Genomic DNA, 26,820 nt, shown 5'->3' with positions numbered 1-26,820 from the left:
GCGAGCGGGCTTGCCCGCGCTCGACTGCGAAGCAGTCGCAAACCCTGAGCCCCCGGTCCGCCCGGCACACCGCGTGTGCAGGCTTGGGGCCCCTTTGCGGCCCAGCGCGGGCAAGCCCGCTCGCCACAACAGCCCCTCGCCCCCCCTCCCAACCACCGACAAATCGCGATGTTTGAAACATTGCGTTTCAAGACAAATCCCTTTTACTTGAGGGACATTTCCTAGAAAATCCCGACATATTGCGCCTGTCCAGCCACGTGACTATCTTCGTTGCGTCACCGCCCTTTTGCGGTGATCGGGTTTAGCAGCCCACGTTCAATAGGCGCACAGCGCCCCCATGGTCCATGGCCGGCGTTTTTTCACGCCCCAGTTTCATGGCGGCTGTGCGTGGGGCGCCTCCGGGCGCGCCGGTTTCCTATTGGCCGGTCTGCTAACCCGCGTACAGCTGCCACCCATTCGTTTAGCAGCGACAGGTGCCAGCTCCCATGCAGCAATAGGAGTGACACCATGAACAAGCCGGTCCCCGATCCACCCAGGCAGGCCACTCACCGCCGCATCACGGCGATCCTGCAACAGGCCAACGCCGACCTCCTGCAAGTCATCAACAGCCAGCCCAAAGAACCGCCGCTGCTCCAGGCCCTGAAGGCAACCGCCGCCCGCCCCGGCAACCTGCGTGACGGCCGCCATCGCTCGCTGTTCGACGTCAAGGCCGGCATCGATGCCGAAACCACCCTCAACCATGTGTCGCTGCTGCTGCGCTGCGCCGAAGAAGTCTCCGATGAAATCACCGAACAGGGCAGCGGCATCGAACGCGGGCTGATCTGGTCGATGGTGCATTCGGTAGAAATGGCTCGGGCGCTGGTGGATGCGTTGCTGGAAGGCTCACAACCGGCTTGCACGCAGGCCTGAACGAAAAGAGGCGGCCATCGATCGGGAGACACCTCACTCTCCCGATCGATGCTGCTACGCTATACACGTATAGCAAATCACTGCGGAGCTCACGACATGCTCGCTATCCGTCTGCCTCAAGACATTGAAAATCGCTTGGAAGCCCTTGCTGCCGCGACTGGACGCACCAAGACATTCTATGCCCGGGAAGCCATTCTCGAGCATATCGACAACCTCGAGGACATCTACCTGGCTGAACAGCGCCTGGCGGACGTCCGCGCCGGTCGAAGCAAGACCATGACCCTGGAAGAGCTGGAACAACAGTATGGCGTGGAGGATTGAATTCGAATCGTCGGCTGCCAAAGAGTTGGGCAAGCTCGATAAACAGACCGCACTACGAATTCTGAAATTCCTGAGGGAGCGCCTTGCGGCACTGGAGGACCCTCGCAGTATCGGCGAAGCCCTCAAGGGCTCGAAGCTGGGTCAGTTCTGGAAGTATCGGGTCGGGGATTACCGTATCATCGCGAACATACAGGACGAAGTCGTCAGTATCCTCATTGTTCGCGTCGGCAATCGACGGGATGTCTACAAACACTAGCGGCCCGTGCCACGGGCTCCCTGCCCCGCAGCGGCACGCAACTTGCTCGATTGCAGCACCTCCCAAGGCCGGAATCGAGCATGCTCCACTCGCACCTGACCACTCTCAACGCCGTCTCCCTGGTGCTCAACACCTTTCGCGAGCAGGGCCTGCCCGCCGACACGCTGCTGACCGGCAGCGGCATCAGCGCCGCCGACCTGAGCCGCGCCGACACCCGCATCACCACCAACCAGGAAATGCGGGTGTGCGCCAACGCCGTGGCCCTGCGCCGGGAAATCGGCCTGGAACTGGGCCGGCGCATGCACGTGTCGTCCTACGGCCTGCTCGGTTACGCCCTGCTCACCAGTGCCACCTTCGGTGACGCCTTGCGCCTGGCCCTGCGTTATCCGGCGCTATTGGGAACACTCTTCGAACTGAGCCTGGAGGATGACGGCGAGCGCATCTGGTTCACTGCCGGGGATTACCGGGAAAACCCGGTGCTGGCGACGTTCAACGTCGAGTTCTGCCTGGTCTCGCTGAAAGTCATCTGCGACGATCTGCTCGGCCGCCCGCTGCCGCTACTGGCCGCCCGTTTCGAACACGACGCGCCGGACTACCAGGCCGACTACGCCAACAGCTTCGACTGCCCGCTGCAATTCTGCGCCACCCGCAACGCCTTCGCCTTCGACCGCGCCTGGCTGGACCAGCCACTGCCGCTGGCCGACCCGATCACCCACCAGGCCATGACCGAGCGCTGCCGCAAGCAGAACCTGGAGTTCACCGGCCGCCAGGCCTGGCTGGGACGGATCCGCCAGTTGCTCGCTGCCCAGTTGCATACCGCCCCCGGCCTGGAAGGCCTGGCCGAACAGATGAACTGCTCGGCGCGGACCCTGCGCCGGCACCTGCGCAACCTCGGTTGCAGCTACCAGGAGCTGCTCGACGAGCTACGCTTCGAGCGGGCCAAGCAATTGCTGGCCGAGGACCAGTGGCCGATCCACCGGATCGCCGACGAACTGGGCTTCAGCGAAACCGCCAGCTTCCGCCATGCCTTCGTACGCTGGAGTGGCGTCAGCCCGAGCCAGTTCCGCCCCTGAGCGTGCGTGCCACCCAACGGTGCGGCGTTGCCTCATTCAGGGGCGAAATCAGGACAGAGGTTTTGGCCACATCGATCCCCTTTTGGCCGCTCCTGCCGTTCTCCGAAGCGCGTCGGACATCAAGAATGAGTCCACGTCCACGCCAACGGAGAACAATAAATGCTGACGGTCTACTCAGACGATCATCACCTGCACCACGGCCGCTGCGAGCTGATCGACGGGCAACTGATGCCCTGCTTCGAAATGCCCTCGCGCGCCGACCACGTGCTCGCCCGCGTCCGCCACCAGGCCCTGGGGCCGGTGCGTGAGCCCGAGGACTTCGGCCTCGAGCCGATCCGCCGCATCCATGACGCGGCCTACCTGAAGTTCTTCAAGGGCGCCTGGGACCGCTGGGCCGAACTCGGCCAGGACGGTGACCTGCTGCCCTTCACCTGGCCGGCCCGCACCCTGCGCCAGGTCCTGCCCAAGAGCCTGCACGGCCAGCTCGGCTACTACAGCTTCGACGGTGGTGCTCCGATCACCGCCGGTACCTGGCAGGCCGCCTACAGCGCGGCCCAGGTCGCCCTCACCGCCCAGGCCGAAATCCAGCGCGGCGCCCACAGTGCCTTCGCCCTCTGCCGACCACCGGGGCATCACGCCGCCGGCGACCTGATGGGCGGCTACTGCTACCTGAACAACGCCGCGATCGCCGCCCAGGCGTTCCTCGACCAGGGCCGCACCAAGGTGGCGATCCTCGACGTCGACTATCACCACGGCAACGGCACCCAGTCGATTTTCTACGCGCGCAGCGACGTGCTCTTCGCCTCGATCCACGGCGACCCGGAGGCCGAATTCCCATTCTTCCTCGGCTATGCCGACGAGCGCGGCGAAGGCGCCGGCGAAGGCTTCAACTTCAACTACCCGCTGGCCGCCGGCAGCGGCTGGGAGCGCTGGAGCGCGGCCCTGGAACAGGCCTGTGGCGAAATCGAGCGCTATGACGCCGACGTCCTGGTGGTCTCCCTCGGCGTGGACACCTTCAAGGACGATCCGATTTCCCAGTTCAAGCTCGACAGCCCCGACTACCTGCGCATGGGCGAACGCATCGCCCGCCTGGGCAAGCCGACGCTGTTCGTGATGGAAGGCGGTTATGCGGTGGAAGAAATCGGCATCAATGCCGTGAACGTACTCGAAGGTTTCCAGAACGCCCAATGAGGAACTAGAAGCATGAACAGACTCAAGCGTTTCATCGCCCCGGCCCTGTGCGCCGCCGTGCTCGGCGGCGCGGCGCACGCCGAAGACCGCACCCTGCGGGTCTACAACTGGTTCGACTACATCACGCCCAAGGCCCTGGACGACTTCAAGGCGCAGAACAGCCAGGTCAAGCTGGTCTACGACATCTTCGACACCAACGAGGCGCTGGAGGCCAAGCTGCTCACCGGCAACTCCGGCTATGACGTGGTGGTGCCGTCCAACGTGTTCCTCGCCAAGCAGATCGAGGCCGGGGTGTTCCAGCCGCTGGACCGCAGCAAGCTGCCGAACTGGAACCACCTCGATCCCAAGCTGATGAAACTGCTGGAAGCCAACGACCCGGGCAACAAATTCGCCGTGCCCTACATGTACGGCACCATCCTGATCGGCTTCAACCCGGCCAAGGTCAAGGCCGCCCTGGGTGACAACGCGCCGGTGGACAGCTGGGATCTGATCTTCAAGGAAGAGAACATCAGCAAGCTCAAGCAGTGTGGCGTCGCCCTGCTCGACTCGCCCTCGGAGATCCTGCCGCTGGCGCTGCAACACCTGGGCCTGGACCCCAACAGCAAGAACCCCAAGGACTATGAAAAGGCCGAGGCGTTGATGCTCAAGATCCGCCCGTACATCACCTATTTTCACTCGTCCAAGTACATGGCCGATATCGCCAACGGCGACATCTGCGTCGCCGTCGGCTACTCCGGCAGCTTCTCCCAGGCCGCCAACCGCGCCAAGGACGCCAAGAACGGCGTGGTGGTGGACATGCGCCTGCCGAAAGAAGGCGCGCCGATCTGGTTCGACATGCTGGCGATCCCCAAGGGCGCCAAGGACCCGGAGGATGCCTACACCTTCATCAACTACCTGCTGCAACCGCAGGTGATCGCCCCGATCAGCGACTTCGTCGGCTACCCGAACCCGAACAGGGACGCCACCGAAATGGTGGACCCGGCGATCCGCCACAACCCCAACCTGTATCCGAGCGAAGCGGCGATGAAGACCCTCTACACCCTGCAACCGCTGGACCAGAAGGCCGAGCGGGCCCGCACCCGGGCCTGGACGCGGATCAAGTCGGGGACTTGAACGCCGGCCCTGTCGTCGCCCCGCGGCGACAGGGCTGATGCCTAGCGGGTCAGTGACAGGAACAGCTCGTCAGCCGAGTTCTTGTCGATCCTGGGCCGGTGAATCCTGTCGACACGCTGGCCGGATTGCTCCTGGGCCATCTGAAACCGGATCCCCTGGAAACGCTGCCCAGGCGTCTTGAGATGGGCAGCGGTAAAGCTGGCTTTGGCGGCGTCCAGGCTGGGGTAGTGAAAATGCGCGTACCACAGCGGTGTGCGCCGTAGGTCGGCAATCTCATACTCCTGCAGGAAATCCCGGCCCTTGCCGCCGGAAATATCCTTGCGCGCTCCCAGCGGGCGGATAGTGATCTGCTTCTGGCTCTTGAGGTACGAGACCCCCATGACCGAGGGCGGGTCGAGTTTCACTCTTTCGATACGCAGGCGTACCCCTTGGGCCCGCAGGAGCTGCGCGGCGCCGTCGAGCTTGCCCACCAATGCCTCCGGATACTCCGCCATGCCCTGGGTCAGCTCCTGCAGCTTGAGCGACAGGTCGCTGAACAACGCGGCATCCTGCTTGAGCAGGTCCTCGATATCGGCGGGACCGTGAGCGGTCCGCAGGCTTTTCTCCCCACCAGCCAGCCGGCTCGACAGAGAGTCGAGCAATTGGCGAGCCTGGAACTCCAGCGACTTGAGCTTCTTGTGGCCACGCACACTCAGCTCGCCGGCCCCCCCGAGCAACAGCGGCCCACGATCCAGCCGCCAGGCTCCCGAGGCACTGCGGGTCACCCAGGGTCCCAGCCGTGCCGGATGAGCGGGATCGGCGATTCTCAAACCGTCGAGCGTGTGCAGGACATGAAACCACTCACCGTCGATAGAGGCGTAGAAAAGCCCACCACGCTGGTAGAGGCCGCGCCGCTCACCGGTCTCGATCAGCAGCAGATCGGAGGGAGCCTTGGCCGCCAGCCTGAATCGATCGAGCCGCTCCCGCTCGGTGGCCGTCAGGCCGCGCCCCCGTCGGGTCCAGATGTAGGCCAGCAGGCCCCTGCTCCCGCCTGCCGCTGGCTTGACGAGCGTGTCAGCGAAACCCGCGACTGGCGATCGACCCAGCGACAGCCGGCGGTGATAGACCAGCACGGCCGCCAGGTTCAGCAACACATCGGCGAAAGCCGCCCAGGGGCTCGAGGTATCGTGATCGGCCAACGCCTTGAGGCTGGGCAGCAATTGCACGATCAACCCCACCCCTACCAGGGCAGAGGGTGCCCACGGAATCAACAGGCCGAACAGGGCCCAGCCAAGGTCGACGAGGCGCTTGTGGCGCGCTTCGGCATTGGACACGGAAATCGTCTCGGCATGCCTGACCAGCACCTCGACGCTGGCGACGAACAGCGCCTCGGTGATCGGCTCGGACAGGATCGTCGTATCCAGCGTGGGCGGTTCGGGAATCTCGGGCAGGTCCCAGTCGCTGAGGATGACCCGCGTCAGATGCGGCTCAAGAAAACCACCCTGGTCGTAAATTCTGCGACTGTGCTCGTCCAGGCCAGCCAGAATCGATTGCTGCAAGGCCTCCTCGGCCTGGATCGCCGCCAGCAGGTGCGCCAGCGATGCAAACTCGAGCAAGGGCTGTTCCGCCCCCGGGCGCAACAGCACCTGCGGCCCTTGATCGATCATCCGCGGGCCGATCACGAAATGATTGAGCACATGATCCGCGGCAGCGCCAGGATGTGCCAGCAACGCCAGGGGACGGACGACGATGGACAATCCCGACACCACGGGCACGCTGGCGTCCATGCTCATCACGGCGCTGACGTATAGCCTCGCCCGCTCCGTCAGCTTCTGGGTCAAGCGCAGCTCCAGGGCGAGCATCGGCAACAGGACCTGCATGTAGAGAGTGAAGAGCTCTTTCTGCCGGGCCCGCTCGACCGTGTAGCGCTGCAGGTTGCGCTTGAGCAGGGCGGGATAGTTGCCACCGATATCGGCATCGTTCACGGCCGCACGCAGCAGCTCGTAGGTCATCCACTCCGGCGCGGGTGCCGGCGCCCCGTTGGCCGCCGGCTTGTCGTAGTGGATCTGCGGGATCGCCGAGAACGGAAAGGCCTCGATGTTCTCCAGCGCCATGTCCGTGTAGTTCCGGGTGGACGAAGCGGTGCGCAGGTCCAGAAAAGGGATGAAACCCGGATCGAGCGCTTCCAGCGGGCTGTTGTCGACCCTCGTGAGCGTCACGCGGATATGGGCAACCGATACCCCCTCGGCCTCGGGATTCAGCTTGACCAGACTCTTGGCCAACGCCCGCTCGGCAAACTCGAGAATTCGGGGAATACCATCGAGAAACGCCTTGCCTTCACGGAGCCGGTGCACCTCAGACAACCGGCTGACGTAGCGACCATAGAGCGCACGGTCCGCGGTCGGTGCCCGCCGCAACCAGTCGGGCAGCAAGTCATGCAGCTTCAGCAACTTGGCTTCGTGCCCGGAGCGAAAGGCACCGAGCAGCGCCTGCGGGCCGGTCAGCTCATGCAAGCGCTGATCGAGAGCCACACGGTCACTGTAGTCGCCCGGCCTGATTGCACGGATGCTTTCCAACTGCCGCATCAGCAGGGCGGCTGCCAGGGCATCGAAGACATGATTGTCCGGCGAGTAGTCTCCCAGGCTCGGGGCACTGTCACTCAAGGTCCATCCCAGGGCGGTTTCCAGGGCGTCGATCGAATCGAACGCCTTGATCCCTCCGAGCAGTGTGTACAGCAACACGATCTGCTGTTCGCCGACCTGACGCGTCAAGGCCAAGGCCTGCTGGAACAGCGGCTCGGGGTCACGAATACCGGTGTCGACAAGGGTGATGCAGGCCTTCGTGCAATCCTCACCCAGCGTCAGACGACGGGTTTGGTAATCGGGGTAGTCGAGTACCGCCTCCACCGTGTCCAGCTCGTCACCCGTGAGCTCGCTGCTGGCCTTGCGTAGCTGGGCCACGATGAAGTCCGACAGCCGCTGCCAGGGTGAAGCATCTTGTGCCGATGACGATTGCCAGGCCTGCGGGAGCATCTGCCGGGACAAGGCCGGTGAACTCCAGAAATCGACCAGGCTCTGCTTGTAGGTCTCCAGCAGCGCTGGCGCCCATTCGCTGATCAGTTGTTCCACCCTGTCGATCCGCAGCCCCAGCATCGACGGGTACTTGCCATCCGGGTCGAGTGCCAGGTAGCTGCCCTGGGGATGAACCGGTGCCGCCTGGCCCAGCCAGCAGTCGATCAGCCGCTGACTGAGCGGGATGACCTGGTAGGCTGCCGGGCCATCGCCGGTCGGGCTTACCATCAGGTTGATGAAGGCAGCATTGCGCAGCTGTTTTCCAAAGCCCGGAAAGGCGTCATCCAGCATCGCCTGCACCAGATCGGCCGTGGCGCTCTCAAGGCTGGGTCGGGCGGCCAGGCAGTCGTTGAGGCTGAAGACGTGCAGGGCCTGGTCGCTCTCGCTGACCGGAGCAGTGACCGTAACGACCGTCATACTCCGCCCCCTGCACAGGAAGGCGCATGACAAACGGGCAAGCTGGAAAATGTTGGAGTTGTTGCATTGGACATGGCCAAAAGCCTCTGGGCAAAAGAGTTCTGCCCACGACAGTAGCCGTGCCCCCTACCCGGAACGCGGTAACTAAGTAGTCCGTCGCTTCGACTGCTCTGGCTCAGAAATCGGCCAGCCCCTCAGTCCCGCCACACCTCGCGCAAGCGCCCCAGGGCCGCCTCGATATCCGCCTCCGGCACGGCCGCAAAGCCCAGCACCAGGCCGGCGTGACGATCTGCCGGCGGCTGCGGCGCAGTGATCCAGAAGTTGCTCAGGGGGCTGATCTCGACGCCGACACTCGCCGCCTGCGCGATCAGTTCCTGCTCGCGCGCAAGGCTTTCGACCGGCACCATCAGGTGCAGGCCGGCGATCGCTTCCGGCAGGCTGCCGCAACCGCGAATGCCGCTCGGCCAGTGGGCCAGCAGGGCGTTGCGCCGACTCAGGGCGGCCCGGCGCATGCGCCGGATATGCCGCTGGAAATGCCCGGCGGCCATGAACTCGGCCATCACCGCCTGGGTGCTGACCTCCGAATGGCGCATGTCCAGCGCGCGCCGCTGGGAGAACGCATCGACCAGCGTCGGCGGCAACACCAGGTAGCCCAGGCGCAGCGCCGGAAAGGCGATCTTGCCGAACGTACCGACGTAGAGCACCCGCCCCTGCCGGTCCAGCGCCGCCAACGGCGCCAGGGGCGCGCCGCTGTAGCGGTACTCGCCGTCGTAGTCGTCCTCGACGATCCAGCCACCGGTGCGCTCGGCCCAGGCCAGCAGTTCCAGGCGCCGCGCCAGGCTCATGATCACCCCAGTGGGGTACTGGTGGGCCGGGGTCACGTAGGCCAGCCGACAGTCCGGCAGGCGGCCGAGCTCGGTACAATCCATGCCCTCGTCATCCACCGCCACGCCATGCACCGTCGCCCCCGCCACCGCGAACGCCAGCCGGGCGGCCCGGTAGCCGGGGTTTTCCACAGCCACGCCATCGCCGGGGTCCACCAGCAACTGTGCACAAAGGCTGATGCCCTGTTGTGCACCGCTGGTGATCACAATTTGTTCAGGCGAGCAGGACAAACCACGGGAACTGCGCAGGTACGCAGCGATCAGGCTACGCAACTGCCTCTCCCCCGCCGCCTCGCCGTAGCACAACTGCCCCAGGTCCGGTTTTCTCCAGAAAGCCGCCTGCAGCTTGGCCCAGACGCCGAACGGGAACAGGTCGAAAGCCGGCACGCCCACCCGGAAAGCCCGTGGCGGCCCCTCCGGCGGCTCGTACATCGCGTTGCGCTCGATGCGCTCCAGGGCCTGATTGTGGATAACTTTACTGGATGAAACCCCAGTATCTTTCACCGATTTTGTGGATAACTCTGTTGATAAGCTTGTTGAAAACCCTGTGGATATTTTTGTGGACAACTTCCTGATCGGCAGCGCCTTGTCTGGCAATTGCGCAACGTAGGTGCCATCACCAATCCGCCCCTCGATGAAGCCCTCGGCATACAGCTGGTCATAGGCCCGGACCACGCTGTTGCGGGAGATCCCCAGGGCGCTGGCCAGGTCGCGACTGGCCGGCAGGCGGCTGCCACTGGCCAGGCGTCCGTCCAGCACCCGCAGGCGCAGGGCCTGGTAGAGCTGGCGGCTGAGCCCCTTGGCCGGATCCAGCTGGATCCCGGCAGGGTCGAACGACAGGGGAAGCGATGGACCGGGCATGACATTGGACCTATGAAAATCACCAACAATGGCTCTTACAACCAACCAATAGCCTGCCTAGGATGCCGGTATTCGCCAAGGAAAACTTCCATGTACACACCCAGCGCTTTCGCCGAACACGACCTGCCCACCCTGCACCGGCACATCCAGGCCACGCGCCTGGCCATCCTGGTCACCCACGGCAAACTGGGCCTGCAGGCCAGCCACCTGCCGCTGCTGCTCGACCCGGACCAGGGCGCCAACGGCACCCTGCTCGGGCACCTGGCACGGGCCAATCCGCAGTGGCAGGAACTGGCCGAAGGCGCCGAGGCGCTGGTGATCTTTCCGGGGGCCGATGCCTATGTCAGCCCGTCCTTCTATGCCAGCAAGGCCGAACACGGCAAGGTTGTGCCGACCTGGAACTACACGGCCGTGCACGCCTACGGCCAGGCCGAGGTGTTCGACGAGGCCGGGCGCCTGCGCCAACTGGTCGGCGCCCTCACCGACCGCCATGAAGCCGGCCGGGCCACGCCCTGGACAGTCGACGACGCGCCCGAGCCGTACATCGCCAGCATGCTCAAGGCCATCGTCGGCATCGCCTTGCCGATCCAGCGCCTGGAAGGCAAGCGCAAGCTCAGCCAGAACCGCAGTGCCGTCGATATCGCCGGCGTACAACAAGGGCTGGCGGCCAGTGCCGACAGCCAGGACCAAGCCCTCGCCCAATTGATGCATCAAGGAGTGTCAGCATGAGTTCGATCGAAATCCGCCCGGTGACCGCCGCCGACCAGGCCGTCTGGCGTCCACTGTGGCAGGCCTACCTGGAGTTCTACGAAACCGAATTGCCGGACAGCATCTACCAGTCGACCTGGCAGCGCCTGCTCGACCCGGCCGAGACCACCCACGGCGCCCTCGCCTGGCAGGACGGCAAGGCCGTGGGCCTGGTGCATTTCATCTACCACCGCTCGAACTGGAGCATCCAGAACTCCTGCTACCTGCAGGACCTGTTCGTCGCCCGCGAGGTGCGCGGCACCGGCCTGGGTCGCAAGCTGATCGAACACGTGTACGCCACGGCGGCCCGGGACGGCTGCAGCAAGGTGCACTGGCTGACCCACGAAACCAACGCCACGGCCATCCAACTGTACGAGCGGATCGCCGAACGCCCCGGTTTCATTCAATTCCGCCACGGCCTGTGAGCCCGAGAACAACACCATGTCGACACCCGTAACCCACTGGAACGGCGCCCCGGCGCCGTCCATCCGACGCCTCGAAGGGCGCTTCATCGTCCTGGAAAAACTCGACGCCGCCCGCCACGGCGACGACCTGTACCGTGCCCTGGAAGGCCCCGGCGCCGACCCGAAACTGTGGGACTACCTGCCCTACGGCCCGTTCCCGCAGCGTGAAGGCGCCTTCGACGACTGGCTCGCCGGCCACGCGGCGAGCAGCGATCCCTACTTCTTTGCGGTCATCGACAAGGCCAGCGGCGAAGTCCAGGGCCTCCTCAGCCTGATGTCGATCGTGCCGGCCCAGGGCCGCATCGAGATCGGCCACGTCACCTTCGGCGCACCGATGCAGCGCTCGCCCAAGAGTACCGAGGCGGTCTACCTGCTGGCCAAGGAGGCCTTCGCCCTCGGCTACCGGCGCCTGGAGTGGAAATGCAACAACGACAACGCCCGCTCCCGCGCCGCCGCCGAGCGCCTGGGTTTCCAATTCGAGGGCGTGTTCCGCCAGCATATGGTGGTCAAGGGCAAGAACCGCGACACCGCCTGGTTCAGCATCATCGACTCGGAGTGGCCGGCGGTGAATGCCGGCTTCGAGCGCTGGCTGTCGGAGGACAACCTGAGCGCAACGGGGCAGGTGCGGACCCTGACCGAATGTCGCGAAGCCTGATGGCCTGACACGCGGTGGCCGACTTGCCGGCCACCGCACATCGGGACACGGCCGAAATAAACGGAAAGCTGCTGACATCTCCCGCGAAGCCCAGGTAAAAACCCCGACATTTACCGCTTGGACAGCTCGATACATTTCCTCCTCGACCTATTCTGAGGATGAAATGGAATGCTCCCCAAGACCCGTCTCGCCATCTCCCTGGCCCTGGTGCTCAACGGACTGCTGGCCCAGCAGGCACAGGCCCAGCAGCCACCGCCAAATGCCTACCGCGGTTCATCCAGCGTCTACGACTGGGACTGGCTGCTCAAACAGCCGCCGGAACCCGGGGGCAGCCTGCCGACCACCTCCCCGTCACCCGCCCATGAGCCCGCCAAAGGCGGCCAGGGTGGCAACATCCTGCCGACGATTCCGGCATCCCCACTGCTCGAAGCCCTGAACCGGCTCGGTCCGGCCGAAAGAGAAGCCGCCCTGACCCAACTGGCCGGTGCCGATAATGCCAACCTGGCCCAGGCCACTCTCGGCGCTACCCGACAGGTGGGCGCCAGCGCGCTGTCGGCCATGCTCCAGCCCGACAACGGCAGGAGTCGCCTGTGGCTACAGAGCCTGAGTAACGTGGGCCGATTCGAACCGACACAGGGCGGCAAGGACTTCCAGCAGACGACCCGGGGCCTGGTGCTGGGGGCCGACTGGTCGCTGGGCAACGAATGGCGCCTGGGCCTGCTCGGCGGAAAATCCCGTTCCGAGCACAAGGGCAGCCACTTCAGGGGCGAACTGGACAGCTGGCATGCCGGCGCCTACGCCCTGCGCCAGGACGGCCCCGCAGCCTTGCGCTTCGGCGCGATCCATAGCAGCCACGCTGGCAGCACTCAACGCCACGTCGCGTTCAGCGGCTATCAGGATCGACTCTCCGGCAACTACACGGCCACCAGCCAGCAGGCCTTCGCCGAATTCGGCTACAGCCTGGGCAACAACCAACTGAGTACCGAACCCTTTGCCGGCCTCGGCTACCAGCGCTACTCACGCCAGGGACACACGGAAAAAGGCGGTGAGGCGGTGCTGGAGAACAGCGGCCAGGCCCTGGACAACTTCAGCACCACACTGGGCCTGCGGGCTGCCGGCAACTGGCGCTTCGGCCACGGCATGAGCCTGACCCCGCACCTGAGTGCCGGCTGGAAGCACCTGTATGGCGAACTCGACAGCATCACCCGCCAGACGAACCGGGCCACCGCCATGACCTTCACGACCCGCGGCATCGCCCAGGACCGCGACAGCCTGGCGATCGAAGCCGGACTCGAACTGAACCTGTCCTCCCGCCATCGCCTGGGCCTGGGCTACAGCGGCGAACTCGGCGCGAAGAACAGCAACCACGGCATCATGGGGCAGTGGGCGCTGGCTTTCTGACAACTTTCCATCAACCGGTCAGGCTCATGAACAGCTGCCTGACCGATGAGCACCTCAGCCTGATGTCTTGCGCAGTCGCACCACGCCCATCTGCAACCCGAAGGGCCTGAATACAGAGTTCAACGACTTGAGGGTCGGATTGCCTTCGTCATGCTCGATATGCACCAGGGTACGGACCGAAATCCGGCACATCCGGGCAAACTGGGTCTGCTGCAACCCCGTTACCTCCGTCCGCAAGCGCCTGACCGCAACACCGATGCTGATCATGCCCTGGGCCAGATCATCCTGAATGGCCTGGATCAGCAGGGCACGGACTTCCAGGCTGAGCGTCATGTCAACCCCCAGTCTCGCAGACGCTGACCAAGCCTTTTCAAGGCAATCAACGGATGGTTCATGGTGACGGCGGGCAAGCCACTATCCGTCAGAATATCGGGCAAGGCCAACAGATGCCTGGCATCCGCCCGAAGCCGCTCAAAGGCTGCCTGGGGCTCGACCAGCCCCGCCAGCGCGTCGCACGCCTTGCGCCAATCCACCTCCCCGCCCCTTTCGATATCTCTTGCCCACTTGGTGCTGCGTGTCACACCTTCATCATCCATGACCATGGGCGCCAGGTCGTAAATCGGTGCCAGGCGAACCCCCCGCTGATCGCGGATGATCGATGTGTTGCGCCCATGGTTGTCGGAGTTGCCCAGGATCTTGTTGAGCAAATCACGGCGCAGATAATCCGCCACCAGATCTTCCACCTGCTCCCCCTGGCCGGCCTGGCGCCAAAGTGCAACCAGACGAGTGATCACCTCCAGGTGCTTCAGGCGACTGCCAGGCACCGTGACCCCGGCCAACGAATACACCGACTCCACGGCTGAACGCTCGGTCCCCTGCTCAGTGACATGACGGTCGAAACGTTGCATCCAGAGGCTCGGTCTGTTGGCTTCCTCCAGCTTCAGCCCCTGCACCGAGACAGTTTCGATCCCAAGCACCTGCAAAGCCCTGTAATAGTGGTACTCGCTCCTGAGGATGTCCTGATCGGTCTGCGTGGACTTGTTTCGAGCGAATTTCACGAACCAGTGTTGTGCCACGTCGCGATCATCGAGAACCGCGTCCGGGTACAGCAGGCCATTGTGGTCCTCACTCATCAGCAACTTCGGTGCTTCGCCTCCAGCTCCCGTAGCTCCGCCAATCGCCGCGCCCTGCTCGTAGGCGTACTCGAGAAATCGGTTATCGCGCGCCACCACGTCCGCTCGGGTAAATCCCATGGGCTCACGACCGTCCTGCACGTCCACGGACTCCTTGACCCGCAGATGGCCAACGGGAGCCGGGGTGCTTTTACCCAGCAAAAAAAGGTCGGCATTGACATCATCAGGCTTTTCCCGCCCCACCCTGGCGATGAGGAAGCGCCTGGCAGCACCGGCAGGAGCAATATCCTGCAGGAAGGCCGGAGCCTGCCGGTCATCCATGCTGTCCCAGTCCAGCGGGAGGTTCGCACTGACCGCACAGGCGAATGGACTGCCCATATCCTCGATATGATCCAGCAGATAGCTCTGCTTGTAGGCAAACCTGCAACGCCCCTCGAAACCTTTTTCCGGCGACTCGAAAATCAGGGTCATGGCGTCCTGCCAGATTCCGTCGGTGTAGGCCTGAAGTGTGAGTGCGTACATGATTCAACCTGCAACTTAATGCACTTTATAGGCAGAGACTGCCGCCAAAACTGCAATATAGTACAGATTCGCCTGCCAGCATCGCCCAATAACTGCAATATAATGCATCAGCCTTGCTATACGGCGCAAATATACGCAATAAAATGCATATCGTTCTAGAGCAGCAGACCATAACACCCCACACAACATGCTCAAAGAATGAACAAAAAAAGGGAGGCATACGCCTCCCCGAGGATAAACATTGATAGATGAAGGCTGTCGATCAGCCTTCGATCTCGATCAGGATCTCGCCCGGATTGACCCGGTCGCCCTTGGCCACGTGGATGGCGACGACCTTGCCCGATACCGCTGCCTGCACTTCGGTCTCCATCTTCATGGCTTCGGTGATCAGCACGGCCTGGCCGGCCTTCACGCTGTCGCCTTCCTTGACCAGCACATCGACGATGTTGCCCGGCATGGTGGTGCTGACGTGGCCTGGGGCGCTGGCCTGCTTGCGCTTGCTGCTGCCACCGCCGACGAACTCGTTGAGCGGCTCGAACACCACCTCTTCCGGCATGCCGTCGATGGACAGGTAGAAGTGGCGCTTGCCTTCAGCCTTCACGCCGACACCGGTGATGTCGACACGGTAGGTCTCGCCGTGCACGTCGATGACGAACTCGGTCGGTACGCCCTCGCCGCCCGGCGCGCGCACACCGCCGGCCTCGGGGATAGGCAGCAGCACTTCCGGTACCAGGGTGCCGGCTTCGCGCTCTTCGAGGAACTTGCGCCCGATGTCCGGGAACATGGCGAAGGTCAGCACGTCTTCTTCCGACTTGGCCAGGGTGCCGATGTCATTGCGCAGCTTGGCCATTTCCGGCTTGAGCAGGTCGGCCGGACGCACGTCGATCACGTCTTCGCTGCCGATCGCCTGGCGGCGCAGCTTCTCGTTGACGGTGCCCGGCGCCTTGCCGTAGCCACCCTGCAGGTACAGTTTCACCTCGTTGGTGATGGTCTTGTAGCGCTCGCCGGCGAGGACGTTGAAGAACGCCTGGGTACCGACGATCTGCGAGGTCGGAGTGACCAGCGGCGGGAAGCCGAGGTCTTCGCGCACCCGCGGGATCTCCGCCAGCACTTCGTTCATGCGGTTGAGGGCACCCTGCTCCTTGAGCTGGTTGGCCAGGTTGGAAATCATCCCGCCCGGCACCTGGTTGACCTGCACCCGGGTGTCGACGGCGGTGAACTCGCTTTCGAACTGGTGGTACTTCTTGCGCACGGCGTAGAAGTACAGACCGATTTCCTGCAGCAGTTCCAGGTCCAGGCCGGTGTCGAACTCGCTGCCTTTAAGCGCGGCGACCATCGACTCGGTACCCGGATGGCTGGTGCCCCAGGCGAAGCTGGAGATCGCCGTGTCGATATGGTCGGCACCGTTTTCCACCGCCTTGAGCTGGCACATCGCGGCGAGACCTGCGGTGTCGTGGGAGTGGATGAACACCGGCAGCGACTGCTCGGCCTTCAGTGCCTTGACCAGTTCGCCGGTGGCGAACGGCGTCAGCAGGCCGGCCATGTCCTTGATCGCCACCGAGTCGCAACCCATGGCTTCCATCTGCTTGGCCTGGGCGACGAACGCCTCGATGGTGTGCACCGGGCTGGTGGTGTAGGCGATGGTGCCCTGGGCGTGCTTGCCCGCAGCCTTCACCGCCTCGATGGCCACGCGCAGGTTACGCACGTCGTTCATGGCGTCGAAGATACGGAATACGTCGATGCCATTGACCGCCGCCTTGGCGACGAAGGCCTTGACCACGTCGTCGCTGTAGTGGCGGTAGCCGAGCAGGTTCTGGCCGCGCAGGAGCATCTGCAGGCGGGTGTTGGGCAGTGCCGCGCGCAGCTTGCGCAGGCGCTCCCACGGGTCTTCCTTGAGGAAGCGCACGCAGGCGTCGAAGGTCGCGCCGCCCCAGACTTCCAGCGACCAGTAGCCAACCTTGTCGAGCTTGTCGCAGATCGGCAGCATGTCTTCGGTGCGCATGCGGGTGGCGAGCAGCGATTGGTGGGCGTCGCGCAGGATCGTGTCGGTAACGTGAATCTTTTTGCTCATTGTAATAATCCTCACAGGCCTGCGTGGGCGGCGATGGCGGCGGCGATGGCCAGGGCCAGCTCTTCGGGTTTGCGCTTGATCGAGTAGTTGGTCAGTTCCGGATGGCTTTCCACGAAGCTGGTGTTGAACTGGCCACTACGGAATTCCGGGTTACGCAGGATTTCCTGGTAGTAGGCGGCGGTGGTTTTCACGCCTTGCAGGCGCATGTCGTCCAGGGCACGCAGGCCACGGTCCATCGCCTCTTCCCAGCTCAGCGCCCAGACCACCAGTTTCAGGCACATCGAGTCGTAGAACGGCGGAATGGTGTAGCCGGTGTAGATCGCCGTATCGGTCCGCACGCCGGGGCCGCCCGGCGCGTAATAGCGGGTGATCTTGCCGAAGCTGGGCAGGAAGTTGTTCTTCGGGTCCTCGGCGTTGATCCGGAACTGCAGGGCAAAACCGCGATGGATGATGTCTTCCTGCTTGACCGACAGCGGCAGGCCGGACGCGATGCGGATCTGCTCGCGAACGATGTCGATCCCGGTGATTTCCTCGGTGATGGTGTGCTCCACCTGCACCCGGGTGTTCATTTCCATGAAGTACACCTCGCCATCGGCGAGCAGGAACTCCACGGTACCGGCGTTCTCGTAGCCCACCGCCTTGGCCGCGCGCACCGACAGGTCGCCGATGTAGGCACGCTGTTCAGGGGTCAGCTGGGGGCTGGGGGCGATTTCGATGAGCTTCTGGTTGCGGCGCTGGATCGAGCAGTCACGCTCGAACAGGTGCACCACGTTGCCAAAGCTGTCACCGAGAATCTGCGCCTCGATGTGCTTGGGATTGACGATGCATTTTTCCAGGAAGACTTCCGCCGAACCGAAGGCCTTGGTCGCTTCGGAAATCACCCGTGGGAACGCCTGCTCCAGTTCCTCGCGGCTGTTGCAGCGACGGATACCGCGGCCGCCACCACCGGAGGTGGCCTTGAGCATCACCGGGTAACCGATGCGGTCACCTTCGCTGAGGGCTTCCTCGATGCCGGAGACGTTGCCTTCGGTGCCTGGAGTGACCGGTACGCCGGCCTTGATCATGCTGCGGCGGGCTTCGGTCTTGTCGCCCATGCGGCGGATCACTTGCGCCGACGGGCCAATGAATTTGACCCCACGTTCGGCGCAGATTTCTGCCAGCTCGGCATTTTCCGAGAGAAAACCATAGCCGGGATGCAAGGCATCGCAGCCGGTCTCCACCGCCAGGTTCACCAACTTGCGTGGGTTGAGGTAGCCGGCCAGGGGCTCGGCGCCAATGCTGTAGGCCTCGTCCGCGCGCTTGACGTGCAGGGCATGGCGGTCGGCGTCGGAGAAGATCGCCACCGAGCGAATGCCCATTTCGGCACAGGCTCGCACGATGCGGACGGCAATCTCACCACGGTTGGCGATCAGGATCTTTTTTATCACTTGGAAATTCCTAGGCCGCTGGAACGAAACAACCTGCAGGAACCCCGTGCGATCTCGGGAACGCTCGGGGACCGAAAGGACCTGGGCCTGCCCGCGATGATGTCCGTCAAAACACCAAAAGCCTCGCGGGCCGGCCCTCTGTCCACGACCCGATATCTGTCCCACAGAGCGGGTCGACGAGTGACTAAATGTTTCAAGCCAGTCGCGTCACCACACTAGCTCCGGCCATCGATAAACTAAAATCAATAATTATTGGGTCAACTATAAGTAATGACTTATAGTTGGCTGACCAGTAGCCCGGGAGCGCTCGCAAAAATGCGTAAGTCTTTGATGCGCATGACATTACGACAGTTGAAGATCTTCAATGAGGTCTGCGACTTGCGTTCCTACAGCCGCGCGGCCGAAGAAATGTCGCTCACGCAACCGGCCGTCAGCCTGCAGATTCGTCAGCTGGAAGAGCTGATTGGCCAGCCCTTGTTCGAGTATGTCGGCAAAAAGCTCTACATGACCGAGGCGGCTGAAGCGTTACAGCGGGCGAGCCGGGACATCTTCGGCCGCCTGGAAAACCTCGACATGCAGCTCTCGGACATGCAGGGTTCGCTGCAGGGGCAACTGAAACTGGCGGTGGAATCCAGCGCGAAGTACTTCGTGCCGCACCTGTTCGCCGCCTTCAAGCGCCAGTACCCCGAGGTCAGCCTGCACCTGACGGTGGTCAACCGCGCCCAGGCCCTGCGGCGACTCTCGGACAACCGCGACGACCTGCTGATCATGTCCATGGTGCCCCAGGACATGGGCCTGGAATTCCTGCCATTCCTGAACAACCCGATCGTCGCCGTGGCGCCGCCCGATCATCCGCTGTGCCAAAGGGGTCCGCTGCGCCTGCAGGACCTGGAGCCCTATCCGCTGCTGATCCGCGAACCGGGCTCGGGTACCCGGATGGCCTGCGAGGAGTACTTCAAGGAAAAGCGCGTGCACTTCTCGCAGACTCTCGAAGTGACCTCTGGCGAGGCGCAATGCGAAAGCGTGGTGGCGGGGCTGGGCCTGGCGCTGTTGACGCGCCACGCCCTGAGCCTGGAACTGGCGACCGGCGTGCTCCGGGAGCTGCCGGTGGAAGAACTGCCGCTCTATCGCAGTTGGTGCGTGGTTCAGGCCAGGGACAAACGCCTGTCACCGGTCGCGCATGCGTTCCTGGGGTTCATCCGAAGTGAACGGCTGCAGATCAGTGCGCTCGCTGAGCGCTTCGACGGTCGGCTGCCGAGTCCATCTGCCAGTAATTGATTGCGGCGATTTCCTGTTGCAACTGACGCAGCTCGTTGCGGTCTTCGATTGCGCGACGGAATTCCATGCGACGCTGATCTTCCTGCTGCCGACGGGTCTTTACGCTGCTTTGCTCTTCGTGGTGCCGGGCCATTTCGAGTCTCCCAGTTTGGGTTGGAGACGTCAGGATGGCTTCAGAGCGTTACGATTTGGCGGCAGCCGGATGACAGGCGGATGAATTCAGTCTTCGAGGTTCTTCAGCGACTTGGGCGACAGCCGCAAGCTGCGCAGGCTGCGTTTGACGCTCTTGAGGTGGTTGACCAGGCTCGGGCCCCGGGCCATCGCCACGCCCATCGCCAGCACGTCGATCACCACCAGGTGGGCGATCCGCGAGGTCAGCGGCGTGTAGATCTCGGTGTCTTCATGCACGTCGATCGCCAGGTTGATGGTCGACAGCTCGGCCAGCGGCGTCTGGCTCGGGCACAGGGTGATCAGGGTCGCGCCGCTTTCACGGACCATGTTGGCGGTGATCAGCAGGTCCTTGGAACGTCCGGACTGGGAAATGCAGATCGCCACGTCGCTGGGCTTGAGCGTGACCGCCGACATCGCCTGCATGTGCGGGTCGGAGTACGCCGCCGCGGTCAGCAGCAGGCGGAAGAACTTGTGCTGGGCATCGGCCGCCACCGCACCGGACGCACCGAAACCGTAGAATTCCACGCGCTGGGCCGCCGACATGGCCGTCACCGCCCGCTGCAACGCGGCCGGGTCGAGCTTCTCGCGCACTTCCATCAGGGTGTGCAGGGTGGTGTCGAAGATCTTCAGGCTGTAGTCGGCGACGGAGTCGTCTTCATGGATCGCGAACTGGCCGAAGCTGGCGCCCGCCGCCAGGCTCTGCGCCAGCTTGAGCTTCAGGTCCTGGAAGCCCGAGCAGCCGATGGCCCGGCAGAAACGCACGATGGTCGGCTCGCTGATCCCCACGCTGTGGGCCAGGTCGGCCATGGAACTGTGCATCACCGCCGCCGGGTCGAGCAGCACGTGATCGGCAACCTTGAGCTCCGATTTGCGAAGCAGAGTGCGGGACTGGGCGATGTGTTGCAACAGATTCAAGGGCTGGACTCGATTTGTTATGGGCCACGGCCTGGGAGGTGGCGTCGGCCTGTGATGTAGCATTCTTGTAGTTATACTACATGAATTCGTCCATTGCCTGTTCCATTGCGTAATCAGAACCGCCGACAGCCGGCCGAATCCGTGATGTAGCCGCACGGGCGAACCTGTTCCCGGCCGCGACGAAAGCCCCTGTTTTACAGGCTGCGCCGAGTCACGACCGCCGGATGCGCTGATCGTCCAGCAGCAGTTGCACCAGTTCCGCGGCCTCCACCGGCCGGCTGATCAGATAACCCTGCACCTCGTCGCAACCGTGCAGCTTGAGGAACTCCAGCTGCTGCGGATTCTCCACGCCCTCGGCCACGACCTTCAGGCCCAGGCTGTGGGCCATGGCGATGATCGCTCGAGTGATCGCGGCGTCTTCGCTGCCTTCGTCCAGGCCACGGATGAAGGCCTGGTCGATCTTCACGTAGTCCACCGGGAAACGCTTGAGGTAGCTCAGGGATGAGTAGCCGGTGCCGAAATCGTCGATGGCCAGTTTCACCCCCAGGTCGCGCAGTTGCTGGAAGGTCGCGATGATGTGCTCGACGCTGTCGAGCAACTGGCTCTCGGTCAGTTCCAGCTCCAGCAGGTGCGGCGCCAACCCGCTCTCCTCCAGCACCTGGCGCACCAGGCTGACCAACTTGCCCTGGCGCAACTGGTGCACCGACAGGTTCACCGACACCCGCATCGCCGGCAACCCCTGGCGCTGCCACTCGCAAGCCTGCCAGCAGGCACGGCGCAGCACGAATTCGCCGATGGGGCCGATCAGCCCGGTTTCCTCGGCCAGCCCGATGAAGTCCCCTGGCGGTACCCGGCCCATGCTCGGATGCTCCCAGCGCACCAGCGCCTCGGCGGCGTGCAGACGCCCCGTCGCCAGGCACAGCTTGGGTTGGTAGAACACGCTCAGTTGCTGTTCCTCGATGGCCTTGCGCAGCTGGTTCTCCAGTTGCAGGCGCTCCAGGGTGCTGGCCTGCAGGCTCTCGGTGTAGAACTGGAAGTTGTTGCCGCCCAGGTGCTTGGCATGCTGCATGGCGATATTCGACTGGCTGACCAGCGCCGGGATTTCCCGGGCGCTGTCCGGCAACAGGCTGATGCCCATGGAGGCGCTGACCACCAGCTCATGCCCTTCTATGGTCAACGGCAGGCGCAGCTTGCCGAGCAGGCGCGTCGCCACCCTCGCCAGGCTGGACAACGTGCCATAGGCATCGAACAACACCGCGAACTCGTCGCCGGACAAGCGGGCGATGGTGTTCGCTTCCGGCAAGGCGTTCACCAGGCGCCGGGCCATCTTCTGCAGCAGCTGGTCGGCGATTTCATGCCCCAGGCTGTCATTGAGCAGCTTGAAGCGATCCAGGTTGATATGCAGCAGCGCCAGGCTGCGCCCTTCCTGGCGGGCACGCTGGTTGGCCTCGCGCAGGCGCTCCTTGAACAGCGAGCGGTTGGCCAGGCCGGTCAGTTCGTCGTAGTGGGTCAGGTAGCGCATGCGCTCTTCGGATTCGCGCCGTGCCGACAGATCGGCGAAGAAGCCCACGATATGGCTGACTTTCCCCCGCTTGTCGCGCACGGTATTCAGTTGCAGCCACTGCGGGTACAGCTCGCCGTTCTTGCGCGCCTCCACCAGTTCGCCCTGCCAACTGCCGTATTGCTCGAGCGACTGGTGGATCATCGAGTAATGTCGGCGGGCGTCGCGACTGCACGGCAGCTCGACGACATTGCGCCCCAACATGTCCTCGATCTGGTAGCCGGTGACCCGGCTGAACGCCTGGTTGACCGCCAGCAGCGCGTAGTTCGGATCGAAGATCACGATGCCTTCGCTGGCCGCCTCGAACACCGTCGCCGCCAGTTGCCGCTGCGCCTCCAGCTCCTTGTGCGAACTGATATCGCGTCGGGTGCCGACCATGCGTAGTACGCGTCCGCTGGCACTACGTTCCACCGCCCGGCCGCGGTCCTCGATCCAGACCCAGTGGCCGTCGCCATGGCGTACCCGGTATTCGATGACATAGTCCTCGCTGCGCCCCTTGAGGTGCTCCACCAGGGCGCGCTTGAGCGCCGGCAGGTCCTCGGGGTGCAGGCGCGGCTTGAGGTGGCTGAGCATGGCCGTGACATATTCGGGGTCGAGGCCGAACAGCTCCTTGAGCTGGGTGTGATGCACCTCGTCGGTCTGCAGGTTCCAGTCCCACAGGCCGAGTTCACTGGCCTGCAGGGCGAGCGCCAGGCGCGTTTCGCTCTTGGTCAGGGCCTGGTTCGCCAGGTCCAGTTCCCGGCTGCGCTGGGCGACGCGATTTTCCAGCTCGGCCTGGGCTTCGCGCAGCTCCAGTTCGGCACGCCGGCGTTGCTCGACTTCGCGCGCCAGTTCCTGGTTGAGCTGCTCGCTGCGCGCCTGGGCCTGCTGCAGGTTCTCGATCAGCGCCTGGTTCTGGAAGCGCCGCAGCAGGCCGCGCTCGATCAGCCGGTTGACCTGCAGCGCCACCACGCTGAGGGAGGCCAGCAGGATCAGGCCGAGCCAGCCCCAACCCTGGCGGGCACCGTCGCCATCCCAGAACAGGTAGCCGATGGCGGGCAGCAGGCAAGGCAAGGTGAAGGTCAGGAACGCCGGGATGCTCACGGCGTAGGCGATACTGGCGGACAAGGTCGCGGCACCGATCAGGCCGAATACCCAGGCCTGCTGGAGAAAGCTGTCGGTGGGCACCAGGGCGATGCCGGCACAGGCCAGGGTCAGGCCGCTGACGGCCGAACCGAGCAGGAACATCCGCCGCCAGATCGGCTGGGCCTGGCGACTGGGAATGGCCGAATCGAACGCCGCGACCTGGATCACCCGCAAGGCCACCAGCGCCATCAGCCAGACCATCCAGATGCTGACCAGCAGGTAACGCTGCGGGCTCCAGAGCAGCCAGGCGCAGACCAGCCCGTTGATCAGCATGAACAGCGTGGGCAGCAATGAACCCTGGTACAGCAGGCGCGTGCGCTCGACCGCCAACTCGGTGGCGAACTGCTTGCGGATAGCCCGTCCTGCCTCCACGGAGGGGCTCAGCGTGTCGGAGCGGTGAGTCATATGGGCATTATTCTTATAATGGTTGAGCCATAAATGTCGCAGGAGCATACACAAGCCTCCGGCCGGACCAAACTGCTCCAGGTCATAAAATGTAATGAATTTGCCCGCGATAGACCCTTCCAAACTGGGCAAAGTCAGGTAACGCGCCGCCTGCAGGCAATGACCCGCCGGTCGTCATCACGCGAGTTTTTTCTCGGGGCGCGACTTCGACCGCCCGGCATTAGGGTTTGCCCGCCCGTAGCCAGCCCCCTAGAATGCGCCCATGCGCAACGATGACCTCTCCCTTCTGCTGAACTCCCTCAACGACGCCCAACGCCAGGCCGTAGCCGCCCCCGTTGGCCGTCAGTTGGTCCTGGCTGGCGCCGGCTCCGGCAAGACCCGGGTGCTGGTGCACCGTATCGCCTGGTTGATCCAGGTCGAGAACGCGTCGCCCTACTCGATCCTGTCGGTGACCTTCACCAACAAGGCCGCTGCCGAGATGCGCCACCGCATCGAGCAACTGATGGGCATCAGCCCGGCCGGCATGTGGGTCGGCACCTTCCACGGCCTGGCGCACCGCCTGCTGCGCGCGCACTGGCAGGAAGCCGGGCTGAGCCAGACCTTCCAGATCCTCGACAGCGACGACCAGCAGCGCCTGGTCAAGCGGGTGATCCGCGACCTGGGCCTGGACGAGCAGCGCTGGCCGGCCCGCCAGGCCCAGTGGTTCATCAACGGGCAGAAGGACGAGGGCTTGCGGCCACAGAATATCCAGGCCAGCGGCGACCTGTTCCTGGCAACCATGCGCGGCATCTACGAAGCCTACGAGGCCGCCTGCGCACGGGCCAACGTGATCGACTTCTCCGAGCTGCTGCTGCGCGCCCTCGACTTGTGGCGCAATAACGAAGGATTGCTCAAGCACTACCAGAAGCGCTTCCGGCACATCCTGGTGGACGAATTCCAGGACACCAACGCCGTGCAGTACGCCTGGCTGCGCATGCTCGCCAAGGGCGGCGACAGCCTGATGGTGGTCGGCGACGACGACCAGTCGATCTATGGCTGGCGCGGCGCGAAAATCGAGAACATCTACCAGTATTCCGATGATTTCCCGGACGCCGAGACCATCCGCCTGGAGCAGAACTACCGCTCCACCGCCGGCATCCTCAAGGCGGCCAACGCCCTGATCGCCAACAACACCGGGCGCCTGGGCAAGGAGCTGTGGACCGACGGCGGCGACGGCGAGGCGATCAGCCTCTATGCCGCGTTCAACGAACACGACGAGGCGCGCTACGTGGTGGAAACCATCGAAAGCGCACTGAAGACCGGCCTGGCGCGCAGCGACATCGCCATTCTCTACCGTTCCAACGCCCAGTCGCGGGTGCTGGAAGAAGCCCTGCTGCGCGAGCGCATCCCCTATCGGATCTACGGTGGCCAGCGCTTCTTCGAGCGCGCCGAGATCAAGAACGCCATGGCCTACCTGCGCCTGCTCGAAGGTCGGGGCAACGATGCGGCGCTGGAGCGGGTGATCAACGTTCCGGCCCGCGGTATCGGCGAGAAGACCGTCGAGGCCATCCGCGAGCATGCCCGCCACAGCAATCTGTCGATGTGGGACGCCATGGCCCAGCTGATCGCCAACAAGGGCGTGACCGGCCGTGCCGCCAGTGCCCTCGGCGCCTTCATCGAGCTGATCGAGAACCTCGCCGCGAAAACCAAGGACAGCCCGCTGCACCTGATGACCCAGATCGTCATCGAACAGTCCGGGCTGATCGCCTACCACGAGGCGGAAAAAGGCGAGAAAGGCCAGGCCCGGGTGGAAAACCTCGAGGAACTGGTCAGCGCGGCGCGCAACTTCGAAGCCGCCGAGGGCGAGGAGGACCTGTCGCCCCTGGCGGCGTTCCTCGGCCATGCCTCGCTGGAGGCCGGCGATGCCCAGGCCGACGAGCACGAAGACAGCATCCAGCTGATGACCCTGCACAGCGCCAAGGGCCTGGAATTCCCCTACGTGTTCCTGGTGGGCATGGAAGAAGGCCTGTTCCCGCACAAGATGAGCCTGGAAGAGCCTGGCCGCCTTGAGGAAGAGCGTCGGCTGGCGTACGTGGGCATTACCCGGGCGATGCAGAACCTGGTGATGACCTACGCGGAAACCCGCCGCCTGTATGGCAGCGAGACCTACAACAAGGTGTCGCGCTTCGTACGCGAGGTTCCGAAGGGCCTGGTGCAGGAAGTGCGGCTTTCCAACAGCGTCAGTCGCCCGTTCGGTGGCAGCTCGCAACAGAGCAGCAGCCTGTTCAGCGGCAGCGCCATCCCGCAGACCGAGTTCAGCCTGGGCCAGGCGGTGCGCCACAGCCTCTTCGGCGACGGCGTGATCCTCAACTTCGAGGGCTCCGGCGCCCAGGCGCGGGTCCAGGTGAACTTCAGCGAAGGCAGCAAGTGGCTGATGCTCGGCTACGCCAAGCTGGAAGCCATCTGAGGCAGCGGGCGTGGCGCCTTCCGGTGTCCACGCCGTGCCGCTGGCGGTGCTGAATACCGCCGCTCCTACAGGAATGGGGGAAATCGGTTTTTTTGCGGCGCCTAGAGATTAGCCCTACAGCCCAATGGGTAATGGTCCTGCAGGCATTCATGAAATATTCAACTTGGAAGTGAGAGGATTCAGGCAAAAGCCGGAAACACTCTCTCGCTAGCCAGTCACACTTCACCTGTGCAGTATGACACGCGTGCACTCCACAAACGGGAATACCCTTTATGCAACGTTTTCTTAGCATCGCCCTGGCGCTCTGCATCGGCCTGACGATGAGCCTCGACGCCAACGCCAAGCGCTTTGGCGGCGGCAAAAGCGCGGGCTCGGCTCCGACCCACCAAACCAGCCAGATGGCCCCTGCCACTGGCGCTGCCGG

At 63.9% G+C, this 26,820-nt stretch carries 21 protein-coding genes and 1 pseudogene; 13 read left to right on the top strand and 9 right to left on the bottom strand.

All coding sequences use genetic code 11. The features are described from left to right. Nucleotides 1-507: 507 nt before the first annotated feature. From K675_RS0104000 to K675_RS0103975, 6 genes are all read left to right on the top strand, one after another. Nucleotides 508-909 carry a DUF6124 family protein gene (locus tag K675_RS0104000; RefSeq protein WP_017902222.1) on the top strand — a complete coding sequence of 134 codons (402 nt, stop codon included), beginning with the start codon at nucleotides 508-510 and terminating at the stop codon, nucleotides 907-909. Nucleotides 910-957: 48 nt separating this feature from the next. Beyond that, nucleotides 958-1,230: a type II toxin-antitoxin system RelB family antitoxin gene (gene relB, locus K675_RS0103995; protein ID WP_332308394.1), complete on the top strand. Its 273-nt coding sequence runs from the start codon at nucleotides 958-960 to the stop codon at nucleotides 1,228-1,230. Next, nucleotides 1,214-1,486, top strand: a complete 273-nt coding sequence (locus K675_RS0103990) for a type II toxin-antitoxin system RelE family toxin (RefSeq protein WP_017902220.1) — start codon at nucleotides 1,214-1,216, stop codon at nucleotides 1,484-1,486. Before relB ends, K675_RS0103990 begins: the two co-directional genes overlap by 17 nt. An 80-nt stretch (nucleotides 1,487-1,566) precedes the next feature. After that, the gene (locus K675_RS0103985) at nucleotides 1,567-2,559 is read left to right on the top strand and encodes an AraC family transcriptional regulator (protein ID WP_017902219.1); all 993 of its coding nucleotides are present in this window, start codon (nucleotides 1,567-1,569) and stop codon (nucleotides 2,557-2,559) included. Between the two features lie 159 nt (nucleotides 2,560-2,718). Then, nucleotides 2,719-3,750, top strand: coding sequence for a histone deacetylase family protein (locus K675_RS0103980; protein ID WP_017902218.1), 1,032 nt, complete (start codon nucleotides 2,719-2,721; stop codon nucleotides 3,748-3,750). A 12-nt stretch (nucleotides 3,751-3,762) separates the two neighbouring features. Continuing rightward, on the top strand, nucleotides 3,763-4,863 hold the full coding sequence (locus K675_RS0103975) for a polyamine ABC transporter substrate-binding protein (protein ID WP_017902217.1): 1,101 nt from the start codon (nucleotides 3,763-3,765) through the stop codon (nucleotides 4,861-4,863). A gap of 41 nt (nucleotides 4,864-4,904) precedes the next feature. On the opposite strand, the gene K675_RS0103970 is transcribed toward K675_RS0103975, so the two are convergent. Both K675_RS0103970 and K675_RS0103965 read right to left on the bottom strand, forming a co-directional pair. Then, nucleotides 4,905-8,330 carry a dermonecrotic toxin domain-containing protein gene (locus K675_RS0103970; RefSeq protein WP_017902216.1) on the bottom strand — a complete coding sequence of 1,142 codons (3,426 nt, stop codon included), beginning with the start codon at nucleotides 8,328-8,330 and terminating at the stop codon, nucleotides 4,905-4,907. Nucleotides 8,331-8,524: 194 nt separating this feature from the next. Continuing rightward, the gene (locus K675_RS0103965; RefSeq protein ID WP_017902215.1) at nucleotides 8,525-10,075 is read right to left on the bottom strand and encodes a PLP-dependent aminotransferase family protein; all 1,551 of its coding nucleotides are present in this window, start codon (nucleotides 10,073-10,075) and stop codon (nucleotides 8,525-8,527) included. A 90-nt stretch (nucleotides 10,076-10,165) separates the two neighbouring features. On the opposite strand from K675_RS0103965, the gene K675_RS0103960 reads away from it, so the two are divergent. The 4 genes from K675_RS0103960 (at nucleotide 10,166) to K675_RS0103945 (ending at nucleotide 13,342) form a co-directional block, all read left to right on the top strand. After that, a complete protein-coding gene (locus tag K675_RS0103960) occupies nucleotides 10,166-10,804 on the top strand; it encodes an FMN-binding negative transcriptional regulator (RefSeq protein ID WP_017902214.1) in 639 nt (212 codons plus the stop codon). After that, a complete protein-coding gene (locus K675_RS0103955; RefSeq protein WP_017902213.1) occupies nucleotides 10,801-11,247 on the top strand; it encodes a GNAT family N-acetyltransferase in 447 nt (148 codons plus the stop codon). The genes K675_RS0103960 and K675_RS0103955 overlap by 4 nt, the downstream gene beginning before the upstream one ends. A 16-nt stretch (nucleotides 11,248-11,263) precedes the next feature. Continuing rightward, entirely contained in the window at nucleotides 11,264-11,941 is a 678-nt protein-coding gene (locus K675_RS0103950) for a GNAT family N-acetyltransferase (RefSeq protein WP_017902212.1), read from the top strand. A gap of 168 nt (nucleotides 11,942-12,109) precedes the next feature. Further along, nucleotides 12,110-13,342: an autotransporter outer membrane beta-barrel domain-containing protein gene (locus tag K675_RS0103945; protein WP_017902211.1), complete on the top strand. Its 1,233-nt coding sequence runs from the start codon at nucleotides 12,110-12,112 to the stop codon at nucleotides 13,340-13,342. 54 nt (nucleotides 13,343-13,396) lie between these two features. Here the strand turns inward: K675_RS0103945 and K675_RS0103940 are convergent, their stop codons facing one another. The 4 genes from K675_RS0103940 to K675_RS0103925 all read right to left on the bottom strand — a co-directional run bounded on the left by K675_RS0103940 (nucleotide 13,397) and on the right by K675_RS0103925 (nucleotide 18,495). Continuing rightward, entirely contained in the window at nucleotides 13,397-13,675 is a 279-nt protein-coding gene (locus K675_RS0103940) for a helix-turn-helix domain-containing protein (protein ID WP_017902210.1), read from the bottom strand. Beyond that, a complete protein-coding gene (locus K675_RS0103935; protein ID WP_017902209.1) occupies nucleotides 13,672-14,997 on the bottom strand; it encodes a type II toxin-antitoxin system HipA family toxin in 1,326 nt (441 codons plus the stop codon). The genes K675_RS0103940 and K675_RS0103935 overlap by 4 nt, the downstream gene beginning before the upstream one ends. A gap of 262 nt (nucleotides 14,998-15,259) precedes the next feature. After that, nucleotides 15,260-17,068 carry a sodium-extruding oxaloacetate decarboxylase subunit alpha gene (oadA, locus tag K675_RS0103930; protein ID WP_017902208.1) on the bottom strand — a complete coding sequence of 603 codons (1,809 nt, stop codon included), beginning with the start codon at nucleotides 17,066-17,068 and terminating at the stop codon, nucleotides 15,260-15,262. Nucleotides 17,069-17,079: 11 nt separating this feature from the next. Then, a complete protein-coding gene (locus K675_RS0103925; RefSeq protein WP_017902207.1) occupies nucleotides 17,080-18,495 on the bottom strand; it encodes an acetyl-CoA carboxylase biotin carboxylase subunit in 1,416 nt (471 codons plus the stop codon). A 315-nt stretch (nucleotides 18,496-18,810) separates the two neighbouring features. On the opposite strand from K675_RS0103925, the gene K675_RS0103920 reads away from it, so the two are divergent. Then, nucleotides 18,811-19,773 (top strand): LysR family transcriptional regulator, encoded by a 963-nt coding sequence (locus K675_RS0103920; RefSeq protein WP_026144906.1) that lies wholly within the window; start codon nucleotides 18,811-18,813, stop codon nucleotides 19,771-19,773. Here K675_RS0103920 and K675_RS33515 read toward each other — a convergent pair. The 3 genes from K675_RS33515 to K675_RS0103910 form a co-directional block, all read right to left on the bottom strand. Continuing rightward, nucleotides 19,715-19,906, bottom strand: a complete 192-nt coding sequence (locus tag K675_RS33515; RefSeq protein ID WP_080635306.1) for a PA3496 family putative envelope integrity protein — start codon at nucleotides 19,904-19,906, stop codon at nucleotides 19,715-19,717. The two genes, K675_RS0103920 and K675_RS33515, sit on opposite strands and share 59 nt — an antisense overlap. A gap of 86 nt (nucleotides 19,907-19,992) precedes the next feature. Further along, complete coding sequence (gene hexR / locus K675_RS0103915) at nucleotides 19,993-20,859, bottom strand: transcriptional regulator HexR (protein ID WP_017902205.1); 867 nt, start codon at nucleotides 20,857-20,859, stop codon at nucleotides 19,993-19,995. A 211-nt stretch (nucleotides 20,860-21,070) separates the two neighbouring features. Continuing rightward, nucleotides 21,071-23,950, bottom strand: a complete 2,880-nt coding sequence (locus tag K675_RS0103910) for a putative bifunctional diguanylate cyclase/phosphodiesterase (protein WP_017902204.1) — start codon at nucleotides 23,948-23,950, stop codon at nucleotides 21,071-21,073. Nucleotides 23,951-24,212: 262 nt separating this feature from the next. Here K675_RS0103910 and uvrD point away from each other — a divergent pair, with 262 nt between their 5' ends. Then, nucleotides 24,213-26,396 (top strand): DNA helicase II, encoded by a 2,184-nt coding sequence (gene uvrD, locus K675_RS0103905; RefSeq protein ID WP_017902203.1) that lies wholly within the window; start codon nucleotides 24,213-24,215, stop codon nucleotides 26,394-26,396. 272 nt (nucleotides 26,397-26,668) lie between these two features. Next, nucleotides 26,669-26,820 (top strand): annotated as a pseudogene (locus tag K675_RS33310) (hypothetical protein); the annotation flags it as partial.

The organism is Pseudomonas fuscovaginae SE-1, assembly GCF_000364705.1.
GTDB lineage: Bacteria > Pseudomonadota > Gammaproteobacteria > Pseudomonadales > Pseudomonadaceae > Aquipseudomonas > Aquipseudomonas fuscovaginae_A.
The sequence above is the reverse complement of the archived record's forward strand: the minus strand, read 5'-3'. Positions and strand labels throughout refer to the sequence as shown.

Coding starts and splice junctions, on each gene's coding strand:
- K675_RS0104000 (WP_017902222.1), top strand. CDS start 508: ATGAACAAGCCGGTCCCCGATCCACCCAGGCAGGCCACTCACCGCCGC.
- relB (WP_332308394.1), top strand. CDS start 958: ATGCTGCTACGCTATACACGTATAGCAAATCACTGCGGAGCTCACGAC.
- K675_RS0103990 (WP_017902220.1), top strand. CDS start 1,214: ATGGCGTGGAGGATTGAATTCGAATCGTCGGCTGCCAAAGAGTTGGGC.
- K675_RS0103985 (WP_017902219.1), top strand. CDS start 1,567: ATGCTCCACTCGCACCTGACCACTCTCAACGCCGTCTCCCTGGTGCTC.
- K675_RS0103980 (WP_017902218.1), top strand. CDS start 2,719: ATGCTGACGGTCTACTCAGACGATCATCACCTGCACCACGGCCGCTGC.
- K675_RS0103975 (WP_017902217.1), top strand. CDS start 3,763: ATGAACAGACTCAAGCGTTTCATCGCCCCGGCCCTGTGCGCCGCCGTG.
- K675_RS0103970 (WP_017902216.1), bottom strand. CDS start 8,330: ATGACGGTCGTTACGGTCACTGCTCCGGTCAGCGAGAGCGACCAGGCC.
- K675_RS0103965 (WP_017902215.1), bottom strand. CDS start 10,075: ATGCCCGGTCCATCGCTTCCCCTGTCGTTCGACCCTGCCGGGATCCAG.
- K675_RS0103960 (WP_017902214.1), top strand. CDS start 10,166: ATGTACACACCCAGCGCTTTCGCCGAACACGACCTGCCCACCCTGCAC.
- K675_RS0103955 (WP_017902213.1), top strand. CDS start 10,801: ATGAGTTCGATCGAAATCCGCCCGGTGACCGCCGCCGACCAGGCCGTC.
- K675_RS0103950 (WP_017902212.1), top strand. CDS start 11,264: ATGTCGACACCCGTAACCCACTGGAACGGCGCCCCGGCGCCGTCCATC.
- K675_RS0103945 (WP_017902211.1), top strand. CDS start 12,110: ATGCTCCCCAAGACCCGTCTCGCCATCTCCCTGGCCCTGGTGCTCAAC.
- K675_RS0103940 (WP_017902210.1), bottom strand. CDS start 13,675: ATGACGCTCAGCCTGGAAGTCCGTGCCCTGCTGATCCAGGCCATTCAG.
- K675_RS0103935 (WP_017902209.1), bottom strand. CDS start 14,997: ATGTACGCACTCACACTTCAGGCCTACACCGACGGAATCTGGCAGGAC.
- oadA (WP_017902208.1), bottom strand. CDS start 17,068: ATGAGCAAAAAGATTCACGTTACCGACACGATCCTGCGCGACGCCCAC.
- K675_RS0103920 (WP_026144906.1), top strand. CDS start 18,811: ATGCGTAAGTCTTTGATGCGCATGACATTACGACAGTTGAAGATCTTC.
- K675_RS33515 (WP_080635306.1), bottom strand. CDS start 19,906: ATGGCCCGGCACCACGAAGAGCAAAGCAGCGTAAAGACCCGTCGGCAG.
- K675_RS0103910 (WP_017902204.1), bottom strand. CDS start 23,950: ATGACTCACCGCTCCGACACGCTGAGCCCCTCCGTGGAGGCAGGACGG.
- uvrD (WP_017902203.1), top strand. CDS start 24,213: ATGCGCAACGATGACCTCTCCCTTCTGCTGAACTCCCTCAACGACGCC.